Origin of the sequence: Desulfurispirillum indicum S5 (assembly GCF_000177635.2) — a bacterium.
Classification (GTDB): Bacteria; Chrysiogenota; Chrysiogenetes; order Chrysiogenales; family Chrysiogenaceae; genus Desulfurispirillum; species Desulfurispirillum indicum.
In genome coordinates, this window is the sequence record NC_014836.1 from 1,973,857 (window position 1) to 1,991,204 (window position 17,348).

Genomic DNA, 17,348 nt, shown 5'->3' on the forward strand with positions numbered 1-17,348 from the left:
TATTGATTTTACCTGCTTGACTCATCACAGAATGGACACAAAAGCGCGCTCCGAACGCCCGTTCTTCCGGGTCGTCGGCTCGCCTGTTCCAGAGATCCGGCAGCAGGCTGCTCAAAGAGCTCCATCTGCTGCGTACAGGGAGTCTGCCTCACTCGCGCCTTGCACCTGAGAACTTTTCAATTGCCTGCCTGATTTGAAAATATCTCCAGCAATCCGCTAAAACCTTAAAAGCATGAAGCATAATCCCATAATCACCGTTGGGACGAGAGCCGCCTTCAGCAAACCTAAGGGCGAAACAGCACCGTGCTTGAAATGTCTCCCAAGTATTGACTGACCTGCAGGGTTCGGAGCATTGGCAATGACCGTTAAGCCACCACCCGTTACAGCGCCGGCAACCACGGCGTATTTCATCGTATCGGTAATGCCGGGCACAAACGTGCTCAGATACGTTATTGCGGCATTATCGTTAAACGCGGTTAAAAGAGTCGCTCCAAGCATCAACGGAGTCTCAGTCAGGCTCCCGAGCACGGGAGCAATCCACCAGGCCTGAACTCCCCCATGGATGACAAGACCCGCCAGGAAAAAACCAACCAGTAAGGCCGGCTTTAAGTCAATTCGATTCTGATAAGGCGTTGTCACCTGAACAAAACCAAGCAGAAATAAAAATCCCGCGATAAAAAGGGCTGGATAATGGGCTGTGGCAACGGTCCAGACCAGGAAAAGCATATGCACCACCATAATCCAGGCAGGCACCCAGTCTTCGCGATTATCCCAATAGGGGTCACGATAGGGCGGTTGCTTATCGGCCGGCAACAGACCGGGCAGTTTCTGGCGCATCACTTTGAGCTTAATATCGTAGAAGCGAACATCAAAAGCTTCTTCAACACTCGCCTTGTCAACCGACTGGCTGGCAACTCGCTCCATGAGCTCCTTTTTTAATCGACTTCGTATCTCATCACATCTTTCGTCAAAAATTCTGATAAAACCCAGATCATCGGTAACATCGTACTTAATCTTGGCAAATTCGTCTTCCAGCTGTTCACGCTTTACATATTTCCTTTCGATCTCCCGCTTCATACGAACGAGAGCATATCTTTTTTCCAGTTCGCGCATTTCATTGCGATGCAGATAGAAATAGAGCGCATTTGCAATGACAATACCGATAACAGCTTTCCAGCCGAAGTTGAGAAACATAAACCCAAATCCCCAATCCCAGGTGGAGGCAACCATCAGTACAGGTGGGGCAGCAAAGTGTGATAAGGTTCCGCCTACGGAAATATTGACAAACAACAAACCTATGGTGGCGTACTTGAATGATTCACTCGGCTTTAAATTGTAAAATTTCGTCGACAGCAACAGAGCCGAAATCGTCATGGCTGCCGGCTCCGTTATAAAGGAGCCGAGTAACGGACCAATTGTCAAAATAGTGAGCCACCAGGCCGAAAGGGTACCGCCGAGAAAGTTGGCGACTTTCCACATCATCAGCTCAGAAAACTTCAGAATAGGTCGCGTTGCTGCCAGCGTCATAATAATAACGACAAACAATGGCTCGGTATAGTCAACCTTCTGACCAATATAATAGACGAAGGTGCCAAAGTCATAGAAGACCCCTATGGCTACCGCTAAAGCGATTGCCCATATACCAAAAACAGCCTCAACTTCGCCCAGAAAGTGGAAGACCCCTGCGCCGAAATGAATAGAATTCCTGGGAACCTTCCCGGCCTGTTTTTTGTGTTCATGCTCATGTTCCCACTTATGGGCAACAGCAAGGAATTTGCTCGTCATAAACGTATGGATAATGGCGCAGAGAAATATCAGCGTAGCGACAAGATTAAAGGGCTCTTGAGCGATACGGCCCGCCAGAACGGCCAGAACGCTGGAATTGTCCGCATCACCATAACTCTCAAGGCTGCGAGGAAAAACGAGAGGTTCAGCAGGGCTGCTGCTCGCAGCACTGGCAACCACCACCAGGCCCACAACGCTCAGGAGAATAAAAAACATTTTTGCATGTGATTTGCTGAACCTCGTCATGCCGATCACCTCGAGCAATTTTCAGGAACCGTGAAACTCTCTCCAGCTTTTAACGCCTACGCTGAAAGAAACACTGAAGTTTCGCACCCCGAAACGGCAGGTTGTCGGCGCCGACCCACATGCCATGCTGAAATGGAGGGAATGGTTCTGCACAGACTGCGTCGCTTGACATTCCCTCACCCTGTTTATGAGTTTCTTTTGCCACTTTTTACCCGCAAAAAGTGGCGCAAAAGCGGCCCCCAGTGCTGCCCTTTTCAGCCGTCCGCTTGCCTGGAACTGGGGACCGCAAACAACCGCCCTCCGTGGCTTTTGGTTTGCGGTTGCCGCCCTCGTGGCGGCAACCCTGCGGGTCCATAGCGTTCCAGTCTGCACGTCCTGGCTGGGCCAGCCCACGGGGGAAAGACAGAAGCAGGCCGTTCCCCCCCTGAGCCCGTCCGTTGAGTGCGAAGCCTGGCTGGCAAGACCCGAACGGGACACTCACAGGAAGTGAGTGGTCCGGCAGCACTGCAGGGAGGCAGTGTCTGCCGGATCTCCAGAACAGGCGAGCCAACGAACCGGAAAAACGGGCGTTCGGGGGGCGCGTTTTTGCGTCCTTTTTGCGCGGTCAAAAAGGACAATATCCGGAAACAAAAAGCGGAATACCAGATACGTCAAGCATTCAAAATCAATACAGTTTCCGCACGATAAATGTCAGAATAATAACACCTCAACCTAAGACAACAAGATGCGAAGCTTGAGTTTATACTCTTTACATGAAAAGAAAAGGGGAAAAAGGGCACCATATGGCTTCACGAATTCCGCACCCTTGAACCATGTGCAGAAAACCCCATTGGCCCTGCTTCCCATCGGATGCGCGAGTGTTGCAAGGTACGGAGAGTACGCTTTTTCTCCGCTTCGCCAGGCGGTTACAGGTTGCCGTGTTTGCCAAAAAAAATCCGCACTCCCTGCTGGAAGTGCGGATGTACTCGTAAAAGTGGGGTGGCTGACGGGACTCGAACCCGCAACACCAGGAGCCACAATCCTGTGCTCTACCGTTGAACTACAGCCACCATAATGCCAATTTGCTGAAAAATGCCCACCTGCTGCCGTATACGCATTTTTCAACAAACTGTGAATATGTAAAAATTCCGATTCCCATTGGCGCGCCTGAGAGGATTCGAACCTCTGACCTACTGATTAGAAGTCAGTTGCTCTATCCAGCTGAGCTACAGGCGCCCCGTGAATGGTCGGGGTGAGAGGATTCGAACCTCCGACCCCCTGTTCCCAAGACAGGTACGCTAACCAAGCTGCGCTACACCCCGCGACCAATTACGAAGTTGGCTTTATACAAAAAAGGAGCGCCGGTGTCAACGGGAGATTCGCTTTTCCGGCATGTCCGCAGAAAATAATCAGGCCCCGCCAAAGGTCTCCATGGTGTAACTCACCCGCTCACTGACGGTTTTATGGTGACGGGCCATGCTCTCTATCCTGCGCAGCCGAGGGAGAATTCCGCTGCCATTGGCCACCTGAATGGACAGGCCGGGCCGGGCGTTGAGCTCCAGCAACAGCGGGCCGCGATATTTGTCCAGCACAATATCAGTACCGATATAGCCCAGGCCGGTAATATCGTGGCAGCGGGCTGCCAGGTGGAGCATTGCGGGCCAGCCGGGGATACTGATATCCTGAAAGTGTCTGCCGGTATCGGGGTGGGTTTCGATGGGCATGGAGTGCTGCACCGCCTGCAGGCACCGGCCAGTGGCGATGTCCAGCCCCACACCCACGGCTCCCTGGTGCAGGTTGGCTTTCCCATCGGACTCATGGGTCGCCAGGCGCAGCATGGCCATAACAGGATAGCCCTGAAAGACAATAATGCGGATGTCGGGTACGCCTTCGTGGGAGTAGCCTTCAAAGAGATCATCAAAGTGGATCAGCTCCTCGACAATTACGGCATCAGGGGTGCCGGCCAGGGAGTAGAGGCCCGCCAGGATATTGGACATGTGGCGTTTAACATCGCGAATGCCGAGTACCGCTCCCGAGGACTTCACAAAAGCACCCCGCTCGCGTCCGGTTATCACCAGTATACCTTTGCCGCCGGAGCCTTTGGCGGGCTTGACAGCAAAGCCCGACAGTTCCCTGAGCTGCTGGTCAATCCGGTTGATTTTGTACTGTTCACGAACCATGAAGCACAGTCGTGGAACGGGGATATCGTGACGCTGGGCCAGGTATTTGGTCTTGAGTTTATCGTCCACCAGGGGATAGAGATGACGGGGATTATAGCGTCCGATGAAGTCGATATTACGGCAGTTCATGCCGAGAATGCCCATGCAGCGCAGCTCACCAGCGCTGACAAACCACCTCATGGCCGCCACTTCAGGCGCATGGCCCGGAACCGGCGCAACTCCAGAAGTTTGTAGCCGGTATAGTTCCCCATCATCAGGATCAGCGCCACGAGAATCAGATTGATTTCGGGGAAATGAAAACTCAGGTGCTCCATGAGCGGCCACTGCATGAGCAGAAAGGCCAGGATAGCTACCAGCAGGCTGCCACCGCCCTGCATGAGCACTTCGCGGGGACCTTCATCCTCCCAGAGGATGGACATGCGCTCAATGGTCCAGGCGATGATGATGATGGGGAAGAAGGCAACGGTCATACCGGTATTGAAGCCCAACTGATAGCCAAAGAGACTGGAGAAGATGATGATGAAAATGACGATGACGACAATGGTGGCAATGCGCGCCACCAGCAGGAGGTTCAGGTAAGAGAGGTAGCTGCGCAGGAGCAGGCCGATGGCGACAATGGCGATAAAGCTGATCAGGCCGGGCAACAGAGTGGTCTGCAGAAACGACAGGGCAATGAGTATGGGCATGAAAGTACCTGATGTCTGCACGCCCACCATAATGCGCATGAACACCACCACCAGGGCACCAAGAGGCAGCAGAAGCAGCATTTTGAGCATACTCTGCTCCTCCACCGGCAGCTTGTGCACCCCGAAGAAGGAAAAGCCGGAGTCATCCATGGTCAGCCGTGCCAGCTGCACAGCGGAAATACTCTGGCGCATCATGGCAAAACGCACCTGTGAACCATGGCCTCCACTGACGTCCAGCAACGAGAGACTGTCCTGGCTCCACAGGAGAAAGTCTTCGGGAATACCCTGCTGCGCCGTACGGGGGTTGAAGAGCACCCAGCGATCGCGGGCAAATATTTCCAGCATGGGTATGAGCTGCTGGTTGCGGCGCCCGTCCTCCAGCTGCAGGCCCATAACCACGCGGGAGGGAATCTGGGCGTAGTTGAGCAGCTTTTCCAGCAGGGGAATCAGGGGCGTGGAAGAGAGCAGCAGCGCGGCGTTCTGCCCAGGTGTAGGAGTTGCCAGCAGCTTGATAAGCTCGCGGGTCATGCTCTCAGGAGTGCTGGACATGGCCCGTGCCGTTTCCAGAATCTGGCGGGCAGCCAGTGCCTCGGACTCATCCCAGTGCACACTGGCAATGGATGGCGCACTGGCAGGCGCTTCGGATCCAGCACCCTGTCCGGGTATGACCTGTGCCTTGTAGTAGAGGGTCTGCGCTCCGCTGACAGCGCGAACAGACCATTCTCCACGGCGATTGCCATTATTTTCCAGGATGGAAAATCCATACCCAGGCGAGGCAGTTTGCTCAGAAAAGAGGGCAAAGCCCGGCGGGCTGTCGGGGATATCCAGACTTACCGTCACCGGCCCGCCAGTGGCAGTAAAATCAATACGAGCCTCAACGAGCCACACGGGAGTCTGGGCTCCCGGCAGAAAGGGAATCCCCATATGTTCGTGACGCAGCCAGGCAATGCTGAGGCCCGTCACTATAAGGGCGGCGACGATGAGGTACAGGGAGATGCGCGAAATCATGGAGCTTCGCCAGGCACAGTGAGCTCAACGGGGAGCACAGGTGGAGCTATATTGGTCTGGGCAACATCCACCACCATGATATCCATCAGAATATTGCGCCCGATGAGAATGGGGAACTCCAGATGCTGACGGTCTGAAAGGGTAAACTGGGCTGTCTGGGTGGTTTTGCCAACGGTCACCCCCAGCTCAACGACGGGTCGCCGCTCGGCCTCATCCTGGATGGCCTGTATGATGCGCACATTGCGCACAATCTTGCGCTCAAGGACGATTTCACTGTCATCATCAGGGTTGACAATCGTAAAACGAACCCAACGTTCTCCATTGCGCTCAAAACGCTGAACATGGCGAGCATCCAGGGACGATGTGGTGGCTCCGGTGTCAATGCGGGCAGGGAGCACAATGCCTGGTGGGGCCAGATACACGTTTTCAATGGAGCCGACAACCTGTTTGTCGGCATTGACGGTGGCAAATGGCTCCAGCTGCACTTCAAACAGCTCCGTGTTCTCACTGTCCTTGACCTGCAGCCGAGTGGAGCGAATGAAACTTTCCCACTCCCGCTGACGCGTATAGAGCTCAGCCTGTTGAGTGGAAACAGCCTGCAGCGCGCGCAGCACTTCCTCCTGCGACGCCAGTAACGCGCTTTGCATGGACGCCTGTTCATTCGCCAGCAGTTCCATACGCTGCTCCTGCTCATCGATCCGCTGCTCCAGAGCCTGCAGATCACCCTCTCGAACCATCAGGTGACCAGGCGCGCAACCGCTCAGGAAAAAGGCAAATGTCATCATAGATGCAAATACTCTCACAGCAGATCTCCAGTATTTGTTTACGGCAGGGTTAACTTTCCGGCTCACTGTATTGCGATGCCACTGGAGTGTCAAGACACCGTGCAGCCTTTTCGCGGTGCGACACCGGTTGCGGTTGAACAATTCAGCGCAACACAGTAAAGTACTTTCAGAGTTCTGTACCCTTGGAAAGCAGACGGCTGACGCCTCCCTGCCTTTTTGCCGGAGAGTTTCAGCGGGATTTCCAAGAGCGGTGGCACGTGTCGGGCAACGCCGCATATGCCATTCTCTGAGCAGCTGATTACAGAAATATTACAGGAATTTTACCATCGAAATTCCTCCAATACCCTATGATAGTGCCTTTCCACCTCACCAAGGAGCACTTGCATGCGTAATGATCCCGTATTCCCTTATATCAACCGCGAAATCAGCTGGCTCTCCTTCAACGCCAGGGTACTGCAGGAAGCTACCAATCCGGAAGTTCCCCTGCTGGAGCGGCTGAAATTCCTGGGAATCTTCTCTTCCAACATGGATGAGTACTTTCGGGTGCGGGTTGCGACCATCAAGCGCTTCATTGATATCGGCGAAAAAGCCCTGGATATTCTTGGCGACGATCCGCGCAAAATTCTACTGGCCATCAAGCGCATGGTGGCCACACAGCAGGACGCCTTCGAACAGGCCTATACCCGTATCCGCCACGAGCTGGAGCTTGAGAGTATTTTCATCATCGATGAAACCCAGCTTGACGAGCGCCAGGCGGCTTTCGTGGAGAGCTATTTCCACAACCGGGTGCGGCCCGCCCTCTTCCCCATCATGCTCGACCACATCAAGAGCTTCCCCAACCTCTATGACGGCAATGTCTACTTCGCCATCGAGATGAGTCGCAGCGATGACCCCAGCCAGGAGAAACACGCCCTGCTGAAAATTCCCTCGGACGTCATGTCCCGCTTCCTGACCCTGCCACCCCAGGGGAAAAATCAGTACATCATCCTCCTTGACGACGTGATCCGCCACTGCCTCAAGGATATTTTCAGTATCTTCGACTTTGACGTCTTCCGCGCCTTCACCATCAAGGTCACCCGCGATGCCGAACTGGATATTGAAGACAATATGATCGAAAGCTACATCGACGCGGTCAGCCGCAGCCTGAAAAAACGCAAACAGGGCCGCCCGGTGCGCATGGTCTTTGATCGCACTATATCCGCAGATCTTTTGCAGTTTCTGACCCGCCGACTGCGCCTGAGTCGCCAGGACTCACTCATCGCCGCTGGTCGCTATCATAACTTCAAAGACTTCATGAACTTCCCCGACGTGGGGCCACTGAGCTTCCGCTACGAGCCCCTGCCGCCGCTGCCCCATCCGGTACTGGCCGGACAGAAGCGCCTGCTGAGCATCATCCGCCAGCAGGACATCCTGCTGCACTTCCCCTACCAGTCCTTCCACTATATCCTCGACCTGCTGCGGGAAGCGGCCATCGACCCTGACGTCATCAGCATCAACATGACCCTCTACCGTCTGGCCCAGAACTCCATGGTTATCAACGCCCTGAAAAATGCCGTCCGCAACGGCAAGAGTGTCACAGTGGTCATTGAGTTGCAGGCGCGCTTTGACGAAAAAGCCAACATCTACTGGGCCCAGAAGCTGGAAGAAAACCGCGTGCGGGTCATTTACGGCGTACCCGGCCTGAAGGTTCACTCCAAGCTCTGCCATATCACGCGGCGCGAGGAAGGGAAACTGGTGCACTACTGCACCATAGGTACCGGCAACTTCAACGAGTCCACTGCCCGGATTTACTGCGACGATACCCTGCTGACAGCCGACCCACGCATTACCCGCGATGTGGACAAGGTCTTCGCCTTCCTCAAGGACAACAGCCGGGTGCCCCGCTTCAAGCACCTGCTGGTAGCCCCCTTCCAGATGCGCCAGCACTTCGAACAGATGCTTGACCGGGAAATTGAAGCGGCGCGAGCCGGCCAGGAGGCATGGATATTCATCAAGGTCAACAGCCTGGTGGACCGGGCCATTATCGCCAAACTCTATGACGCAAGCAGGGCGGGGGTGAAAATCCGCATGATCATCCGGGGAATCTGCTCCCTGGTCAAACGCAAGGACTTCAGTGACAATATCGAGATTATCAGCATTGTAGACCGCTTTTTGGAGCATTCACGGATATTCTTTTTCCACAATGGCGGCAAGCGACTATGCTTCATGGGCTCGGCGGACTGGATGCGCCGCAACCTCAGCAACCGGGTGGAGGTCATTACGCCCGTTTACAGTGAAGCGCTGCAGCAGGAACTGTGGGATATGCTGAGTATTCAGTGGCAGGATAACTGCCGTGCCCGGATCATCGACAGTCGCCAGAGCAATCCCATGCGTACCCCCGGAGCCACGTCTCCCAGAATTCGAGCCCAATACGAAATCTATGACTACCTGCAAAGGAGTGTGACCCCATCATGATGAAACTGGCCGCCATTGATATCGGATCAAACGCCGTGCGACTCCTGATATCCCATGTATATGAAAATGGCGACAGCAGCCCCCTCATCAAAAAAGCATCCCTTTACCGCGTCCCCGTACGCCTTGGCGAAGACGCCTTTACCAGGGGCCATATTTCCGAGAAAAAAGCACAGCATCTCGTCAAGACCATGGTCGCCTTCAGAAACCTGCTGGACGTCATAGAACCAGCAGCCTGCATGGCCTGCGCCACTTCAGCCATGCGCGAAGCCGACAATGGCCAGGAAGTCATGGAGCGCGTCCTCAATCAAAGCGGCATTCAGATCCACATCATCGATGGTGGCATGGAAGCCGATATGATCTGCTCCAACGCCATCGCCGAAAAACTCAACCACTCCAAATCCTACCTCTATATCGACATCGGTGGCGGCAGCACCGAACTGAGCTTTTTCTCCGGCGGTAAGCGCCTGGAATCACGCTCCTTTGACATTGGCACCATCCGGATTCTGGAGGGGCTGGTGAGCAGCGAACGCTGGAAGGAGATGGGCAGCTGGATCAAAAGTACCACCAAGGGGCACAGCCCCATCCTCGGCATTGGCTCCGGCGGCAATATCAATAAAATCGCCAAAATCGCCGAAAAGGACTCCACCTCGCCCCTCAGCCTCGCCAGAATGCAGAAAGTTCATCAGCATATTCAATCGCACACCTATGAAGAACGCATGCGCAAACTCGGCCTCCGCCCGGACCGAGCTGATGTCATCGTGCCCGCTGGCGAAATCATCCTCTTTGTGATGGAAGCCGCTCGCATGAGCAAGCTGCTGGTACCCAAAATCGGACTCTCAGACGGCATCATTCACCACCTCTACCAGCAGCAGAAAACTTCCTGACCGCTTTCTGGCAACCATACGCCACAATACCCTATTCACTAGCGGCACCACGAAAAGCAAACAGCAAAGCTGATAGCTTTCGCGTCCATATTTCCCTTGAAATTAATTAATCGATCATTTAATATCTGACCACCATTCAGGAGCACCCCATGCACAAGCAGTTGAACAGAAAACCTGGCAGGCCAAAGGGAACCAATACCGAGCAGCGCGAGCAGTTACTCGACATCACCGTGGAGCACTGCGCTCGTCACGGCATTGGCGCAACCAGCCTGCGCGCCATTGCCAATGCAGGTGGAGTCACCCCTGCCATGATCAGCTACTACTTCGGCTCCAAGGATCAACTGCTGGACGCCGTTATCAATGAGCGTCTGATACCTGCCTTTGACGGGCTGCGCCAGGAGCTGCTGTCGGCTGGCGACAATACGCGTACACTCGTGCGCACTTTTGTGACAGCCGTCCACGCCATGGTGCGGCGCCATCCATGGCTGCCGGGTCTCTGGATACGGGAAGTTGTCAATGAAGATGGTGCCCTGCGCCAGTTTCTGCTGAGTTATGTGGTCAAGAACCTGAAGCTCCCCAGTAAACTGGCCCAAGCCTTCCAGAACGCTCGGGAGCAGGGCAGTGTGAATCCCCATGTGGAACCACACCTGTTGCCCGTCTCCCTCATAGGCCTGACAATGTTTCCCCTGGCAACCACCTCCCTCTGGCAGCAGCACTTTGGCCCTGAAACGCTGAACATCAGCCAGGAACGTTTGCAAGATCACACCATCGCCCTGCTGGAACACGGACTCTTTCCCGCTGCAGACAACTGATAACAAAAGGAGCCTCCCATGCCATCCGTCCGCCGGAAACTCGCAATCTTTCTCCCCATGGCTTCAGGCATTCTCCTGGTCGTCATCCTGGTTGCCAGTCGCAGTGGCCCACAGCACAACGCCCAGGGAACAGAAATTCCAGTGGTCTCCACCATTCAGGTGAAGGAGGTTGACTTCCTCCCCAGAGTCCGCGCCACAGGTACGGTTACTGCCGGGCGCAGCTGGCGGGCTGTGGCCGAGGTCGGAGGACGGGTTGAACTGGTCACAGATCTGCTGCAAACGGGCAAGGCAGTAGAGGGCAACCGTCTGCTGCTGCGCATAGAGTCCACCGACTACGACAATGCCCTGGCCGATGCCCACGCGGTCTGGCTGGCGGCGAAAGCCCAGGTTGCCGAGCTGGAGAGTCGCCGGGAAAGCATGAAAGCATCACTTCTGCTGGAAGCGCGGGCTCTGGAGCTGGCGGAACGTGAATTGACCCGACAGCAGGGTCTGGCAGCCACGGGAACCATCTCCCAGACACAACTGGAGCGTGAGGAGCGCAGTTTCCTGCAGCAGCGCCAGAGCGTGCAGCAGTTGCGCAATACGCTGAATCAACTCCCCCACGAACGTGAACGGCTGCTGGCCCAGCAGGAAAGCGCCCGCGCCCGCATGGAGCGCGCCAGGCGCGATGTGGAACGCACCAGGGTGCAATCCCCCTATGCCGTCGTTATCGGGCCGGTACATGTGAATACGGGGCAGGTCGTGTCCCCGGGAACCCTATTATTCGAAGCCCATGACCACCAATCCATGGAGGTTGTGGCCCACCTGCCCCTTGGTCGTCTTGCGTCGCTCACCAGCAGCACGCCCACGGAGAGTTCTCTGCCTCCACGCCAGGATTTTACCAATCTCGGTGCCCGTCTTCTGCTGCCCGGCATCCCTGAACCCGTATCCGCTGAAGTGCTGCGTTTTACCGACGCCCTGGATCAGCACACTCGCACTCTGGGTGTCGTCCTGCGCATCAACGCCTGGCAATGGCAACAATCCTTTCCAGCGCGCCCCTTCCCCTTACTTCCCGGTATGTTTGTCGAGGTGGAACTGACAGGTGTTCCACGTTCTGCGGCTATCCTGCTGCCCCGCTCCAGTGTTCGCCAGGATAGCGTGGTGCTGGTTGTCGACAGCGAGCAGCGCCTAGAGCGCCGCCAGGTTTCCATCGGCCATAGGTACGGTGAACTGGTGCAGGTTCTGGATGGAGTAAAGCCAGGCGAGACGGTCGTGGCGGGCGACCTGATGCCCGCCATTGAGGGCCGCACGGTCGAGCCCCGCTTCAGTGCAGCTTCCCAGCAGCTCATTGAAGGTGCGGGTGCGCCATGATCCGCTACTTTGCCGAGCATCCCACAGCAGCCAACATTCTGGCTATCATCTTGCTGCTGGCCGGCGTACTTTCCATTGGCTCATTGCTGCGGGAGACTTTTCCCGACTTTCGCCCCGTGGAAGCTTCCGTCGAGGTGGAGTATCGGGGTGCCAGTGCCCACGAGGTGGAAGAAGCGATTTGCCAGCGCCTGGAAGATGCGGTTGACGGCATTACTGACCTGGCGGAGTTTCGCTGTGATGCCCGCGAAAATTTCGCGCTGGCCATTGCCAAGATGTCGGGAAACGGCGACGCCCAGCGTTTTCTGAGCACCATAGCCACCGAAGTAGACGCCATCGACGACCTCCCCGCCCAGGCAGGCAAACCCATTGTGCGCGAACTGCATCGCACCGATCTGGTGGCAGCCCTGGCCATAACGGGGCCCATGGATGAAACCGATCTGAAGGTCTATGCCGAAAAGCTGCGGGAGCGTCTGCTGCGCAACCCGCATATTGCCCAGGTCAACCTGAAAGGATTCTCTGAACGCCAGATACAGGTGGAAATCGCGGCTGATGTGCTGCATCAGCACGGGGTCAGCGTGAACGCCATTGCCGCCATTTTGGCCCGCCAGAATATCGAATTGCCCGCCGGAACCCTGGAAAGCCCCCTGGGCGATACGGTGATCCGCTTCACCGATGAACGCAAAGCACCTCAGGCCTTTGAAGATATTATCATCATTGGCACAGCCGATGGCCACGAGTTGCGACTGGGCGACCTGGCCACCATCATTGACACCTTTCGCCTGCCCGAGGTGCGCACCGAGCTGGATGGTACACGGGCCGCCGTACTGGAAGTGTATAAAGGACGAGATCATGACAGTCTGGACGTATATGCCGATCTGCAGGAATTCATCACAAACGAACGCCTGCGCGCGCCGGAGTCGGTGCAACTGGTACTGACCCAGGATATCACCTCCATCCTGCAGGATCGCCTGCAAATGCTGACGCGCAATGGCATTCAGGGATTGTTTCTGGTGGTGGCAGCCATCTGGCTCTTCTTCAGCCTGCGCACTTCGCTGCTGGTGGGGCTGGGCCTGCCCATCTCCTTTCTGGGTGCCTTTGCCCTCATGGCCATGCTGGGCGTCTCCATTAACATGGTCTCCATGGTTGCCCTGATGCTGGCCATCGGTCTGATGATGGACAGCGCCATCGTCATTGCTGAAAATATCGCCGCCCACAGCGAGCGGGGAAAAAATCCCCTCTCAGCCGCCGTGGAAGGCGTACGTGAAGTGGCACCCGCCATCCTGTCCTCATTCCTGACCACCGCTGCTATCTTTGTGCCCCTGGCCTTTATCTCCGGCGACATTGGCAAAGTGCTGCGCGTCATGCCCTTTGCCGCCCTGCTGACCCTGATCGTCAGCCTCGTGCACGCCTATCTGATCCTGCCCCACCACATGTGCCACAGTACCCGCAGACTGCAGAATCGTACTCCGAACCGCTTTCGCCAGCGCTTCGAGCACGGCTTTGCCACCCTGCGGGACGAGTACCTGAACCGGGCAGTGCACTGGGCCGTACACCAGCGCTCCCTGTTTGCGGGCCTGTTGATTTTCTTCTTTCTCTCCACCATTGGCCTGCTGGCGGGTGGTCTGGTGAAGTTCGAAGCCTTTCCCGATCTGGAGGGTGACGTGGTGGAAGCGCGCCTGATCATGCCCCAGGGGACACCCCTGGAGCGTACCCGCCAGGTGGTGGAACAAGTGGTGAGCGCCCTTGAGCAGGCCAATGCCGAACTCAGCCCCCAGCAGCCGGGTCAGCAACCACTGGTGCGGCATATTCTGGTGCGCTATGGCGAAAACGCCGACGCCTTTGAGCGTGGCCCACACGTCGCCACCATAACTGCCGATCTGCTGACGGCAGAGAGGCGCTCCACTCGACTGGATGAACTCTTCTCCCTGTGGCGCGAGCACACGGGGTCGCCAGCCGATGTACTCAGCCTGAACCTGAAAGAGCCGGTTATTGGCCCGGCGGGAAAGGCCCTGGAGATCCGCTTGAAAGGTGAAGACCTGCACACCCTGGAAGCGGCCGCCTACGACCTCTCCCAGTGGCTGAAAGGCTATACCGGTGCCACTGATATACTCAGCGACCTGCGCACCGGCAAACCCGAATACCACCTGCAGCTGAAAGCCGGAGCCGCCAGCCTGGGAGTAGACGCAGCCGAAATCGCCCGCCAGCTGCGCGCAGCCTGGCTGGGGGAAACTGTCAGTCAGATTCAGGTGGGAAGGGAGACATTTGAAATCATGGTGCGGCAGCGCGACCGCCACAGCCTGCTGGAGCTGGAGCGCTTTCTGGTCACTCTGCCCGACGGCACCCTGATTCCCCTGAGTGAAGTGGCTTCCATGGAGCCTGCCCGTGGATGGGGCCGCATATTGCGCATTGATCGGCAGCGCACGGTCACGGTGAGCGGCGACGTGGATACCCGCATCGCCAACGCCATGGAGATAATCACCGATCTGCAAAAGCGTTTCCTGCCCGAACTGCAGGCCCGCTATCCTGAAGTGCAGGTCCACTTTGAAGGGCAAATTGCCGAATCCCGCCAAACGGGCGCATCCATGCGCAACGCCCTGCTGCTTGGCCTGCTGGGGATCTTCTGCATCCTCAGCTACCAGTTCCGCAGCTTCATCGAACCCGCCGTCGTCATGGTCGCCATCCCCCTCGCCTTCATGGGGGCCGTGTGGGGACACCTGATTACCGGATACAACCTCTCCATGCCCTCGGTCATTGGCGCCGCATCCCTGGCCGGAATCGTGGTCAATAATTCCATCCTGCTGGTCGCCTTTGTCAAGATGCACGCCTCAGGCGGAGCCACTATTCTGCAGGCTGCTCTCAGTGCCAGCCGGGATCGCTTTCGCGCCCTCACCATCACGACGATCACCACCGCCCTGGGCCTTATGCCCCTCATGCTGGAGCGCAGCCTTCAGGCCCAGTTTCTCAAACCGCTGGTCATCAGCATCATCTTTGGCCTGATCACATCAGCTATCCTGGTACTGCTGGCCATACCCTGCCTCTACAGTTTCCTGGATGACTGGCGAAGAAAACCTCAATAGTCAAAGCCTTCAAAGGGTAATCATCCCCTGGGAGAAAAATACGCAGTGTCCCCCGATCAGAACGCGGTCGATGAGATTTTCGCAGAAGAGCTCACCGCTGCGGGGCGATATCTGCCGGGCATGTAACGTTGTGCGGCCAAGGCGATCGGCCCAGAAGGGGATAAGGGTGCTGTGGGCGGAGCCGGTCACCGGATCTTCGGCGATGCCGGCTCCGGGAGCGAAGAAACGGGAGACAAAGTCCACGGTATTTCCAGGCGCCGTGACGATAAAGCCCAGAGTATCGGGAATGCGCTTGAGGGCATCAAAATCCGGCTGCAGGCTGCGGATAGTCTCTTCGTCTTCAAAGAGCAGCAAATAGTCCCGGGACTTCCAGGTCTCCCGTGGTTCTCTGCCCAGGGCCTGTCCAAGCAGAGGTGAGAGGGCGGCCGGATGGGGCCTGCGCGAGGGAAAATCCATCACCAGCAGCGTACCGCGGCGCTCCACCTTCAGCACACCGCTGGCAGTTTCAAAGGTGATCCGGTCAAGCTGTGGCGCCATGCTGGAAAAAATCACAAAGGCACTGGCCAGGGTGGCATGGCCGCACAGGTCCACCTCAACCTGGGGAGTGAACCAGCGCAACTGGTAGTGTCCGGGAGCCGTGGCAACAAAAAAAGCGGTTTCAGAGAGGTTGTGCTCGGCGGCGATGGCCTGCATGGTTTCCACGCTCAGCCAGGATTCCAGAGGGCAGACGGCAGCGGGATTGCCGCCGAAAACCTGCTGAGTAAAGGCATCGACGTGATAGACAGGGAACTTCATGGCATCCTCCCATGGGCGGGATGAAAAATCACGGATATTATCTGCGCACCATTCGCAGCAGCTGAAAAAGCCCTGCCTGGACGGCGCGTTGCCGGATCAGTTCACGGTTGCCGCTGTGCAGGTAGCGTTGCACCTCCACGCAATCCTTCACCCGCGTGCCAATATACACTGTGCCCACCGGTTTCTCTTCAGTCCCCCCTTCGGGACCGGCAATACCGGTGACGGAGATTCCGCAGTGGGTACGGGCAATGCGACAGACACCATCGACCATTTCACGGGCTGTGGGTTCACTGACAGCGCCGTGATCCACGAGGGTCTGCTCCGCGACCCCAAGCAGCTCCACCTTGGACTGGTTGGAGTAGAAGACGCCGCCGAAGAGCAGGGTGGCTGAAGCGCCGGGAACGGCGATAAGCTGATCGGCAATCTTTCCGCCGGTGCAGGATTCCGCCAGAGCCAGGCTCAGCTGCTGGCGCTGAAGCTCTTTGAGCAGGACGACTTCCAGCACTTCGTTTTCCATGGAGAAGATATCCTCCGGCGCGAAACAGGGCAGAATCAGCTCCATAACCGACGCAGCAATGCGGTCAGCTTCCTGCTGGCCTGCGCGCGTTCGGCTGGCCACGCGGATGCGTACAGCAGCATCATTGGGCAGCAGGCCGATGCGGTAGTCCTCGCCCTCCAGCAGGTGGGCGATGCGGCGGGCCACTTCTGACTCGGGGATACCGCAGAGGGAGATGATGGCCTGGCCATTATAGAAGCGTTCCTGGGGATACTGCAGGAAATGCTCCATGAAGTTGCCACTGACGGCGCGCATCTCCGCCGGCACACCAGGCATACAGAGAAACTGGCAACCGCTGAGCATAAAGGTGAAACCATCGGCGGCACCCACGGGGTTAGGTACAACGGTGGCACCGACAGGAAAAGTCGCCATGCGCTTATGTATGTCTTTCATGGGACGCTTGCGCCGAGTGAAAAACTCCTGCAGGCGACTGAGTGATGCCTCATCGATGCGCGATTCCACTCCCAGGGCGCGGGCGCTTGCCTCCTGGGTCTTGTCATCGTGGGTCGGCCCAAGGCCGCCAGTGACCAGTACGAGCTGATTGTCGGCGGCCAGCTCATGGTAGGCTGTGACAATGTCATCTGTTTCGTCACCCACCGTCAGGTGAGTACGCACATCGAAACCCTGTTGGGTCAGCATCTGGGCCAGGTAGCGGGCGTTGGAATTGAGGATAAAGCCACTGAGCAGCTCATCGCCGATACTGAGAAGTGATGCGCGCATATGTCTTCCTTTGCGTGAAAAGTGGAAGGGC

Annotated in this window: 11 protein-coding genes and 3 tRNA genes; 5 read left to right on the plus strand and 9 right to left on the minus strand. The window is 56.8% G+C overall.

What is annotated here, in order from left to right:
- Positions 1-216 precede the first annotated feature (216 nt).
- The 7 genes from SELIN_RS09310 to SELIN_RS09340 form a co-directional block, all read right to left on the minus strand.
- Positions 217-2,031 carry a putative Na+/H+ antiporter gene (locus SELIN_RS09310; protein ID WP_013506414.1) on the minus strand — a complete coding sequence of 605 codons (1,815 nt, stop codon included), beginning with the start codon at positions 2,029-2,031 and terminating at the stop codon, positions 217-219.
- A gap of 974 nt (positions 2,032-3,005) precedes the next feature.
- Positions 3,006-3,080, minus strand: a tRNA-His gene (locus SELIN_RS09315).
- An 89-nt stretch (positions 3,081-3,169) separates the two neighbouring features.
- A tRNA-Arg gene (locus tag SELIN_RS09320) sits at positions 3,170-3,246 on the minus strand.
- A gap of 8 nt (positions 3,247-3,254) precedes the next feature.
- A tRNA-Pro gene (locus SELIN_RS09325) sits at positions 3,255-3,332 on the minus strand.
- Between the two features lie 87 nt (positions 3,333-3,419).
- Positions 3,420-4,370 (minus strand): alpha-L-glutamate ligase-like protein, encoded by a 951-nt coding sequence (locus SELIN_RS09330; RefSeq protein WP_013506415.1) that lies wholly within the window; start codon positions 4,368-4,370, stop codon positions 3,420-3,422.
- The gene (locus SELIN_RS09335) at positions 4,367-5,884 is read right to left on the minus strand and encodes an inactive transglutaminase family protein (protein ID WP_013506416.1); all 1,518 of its coding nucleotides are present in this window, start codon (positions 5,882-5,884) and stop codon (positions 4,367-4,369) included. Before SELIN_RS09335 ends, SELIN_RS09330 begins: the two co-directional genes overlap by 4 nt.
- The gene (locus tag SELIN_RS09340) at positions 5,881-6,687 is read right to left on the minus strand and encodes an ATP-dependent zinc protease family protein (RefSeq protein WP_013506417.1); all 807 of its coding nucleotides are present in this window, start codon (positions 6,685-6,687) and stop codon (positions 5,881-5,883) included. The genes SELIN_RS09335 and SELIN_RS09340 overlap by 4 nt, the downstream gene beginning before the upstream one ends.
- Positions 6,688-7,053: 366 nt before the next feature.
- On the opposite strand from SELIN_RS09340, the gene ppk1 reads away from it, so the two are divergent.
- The 5 genes from ppk1 (at position 7,054) to SELIN_RS09365 (ending at position 15,246) form a co-directional block, all read left to right on the plus strand.
- Positions 7,054-9,123, plus strand: a complete 2,070-nt coding sequence (gene ppk1, locus SELIN_RS09345; RefSeq protein ID WP_013506418.1) for a polyphosphate kinase 1 — start codon at positions 7,054-7,056, stop codon at positions 9,121-9,123.
- Positions 9,120-10,007, plus strand: coding sequence for a Ppx/GppA phosphatase family protein (locus SELIN_RS09350; RefSeq protein ID WP_013506419.1), 888 nt, complete (start codon positions 9,120-9,122; stop codon positions 10,005-10,007). The genes ppk1 and SELIN_RS09350 overlap by 4 nt, the downstream gene beginning before the upstream one ends.
- Positions 10,008-10,156: 149 nt before the next feature.
- Complete coding sequence (locus SELIN_RS09355) at positions 10,157-10,819, plus strand: TetR/AcrR family transcriptional regulator (RefSeq protein ID WP_013506420.1); 663 nt, start codon at positions 10,157-10,159, stop codon at positions 10,817-10,819.
- Between the two features lie 18 nt (positions 10,820-10,837).
- Entirely contained in the window at positions 10,838-12,169 is a 1,332-nt protein-coding gene (locus SELIN_RS09360) for an efflux RND transporter periplasmic adaptor subunit (protein ID WP_013506421.1), read from the plus strand.
- A complete protein-coding gene (locus tag SELIN_RS09365; protein ID WP_013506422.1) occupies positions 12,166-15,246 on the plus strand; it encodes an efflux RND transporter permease subunit in 3,081 nt (1,026 codons plus the stop codon). Before SELIN_RS09360 ends, SELIN_RS09365 begins: the two co-directional genes overlap by 4 nt.
- 9 nt (positions 15,247-15,255) lie before the next feature.
- On the opposite strand, the gene SELIN_RS09370 is transcribed toward SELIN_RS09365, so the two are convergent.
- Together SELIN_RS09370 and SELIN_RS09375 are read right to left on the minus strand one after the other, a co-directional pair.
- Positions 15,256-16,041, minus strand: coding sequence for a PhzF family phenazine biosynthesis protein (locus SELIN_RS09370; RefSeq protein ID WP_013506423.1), 786 nt, complete (start codon positions 16,039-16,041; stop codon positions 15,256-15,258).
- 37 nt (positions 16,042-16,078) lie between these two features.
- A complete protein-coding gene (locus SELIN_RS09375; protein WP_013506424.1) occupies positions 16,079-17,317 on the minus strand; it encodes a CinA family nicotinamide mononucleotide deamidase-related protein in 1,239 nt (412 codons plus the stop codon).
- Between the last annotated feature and the right edge of the window lie 31 nt (positions 17,318-17,348).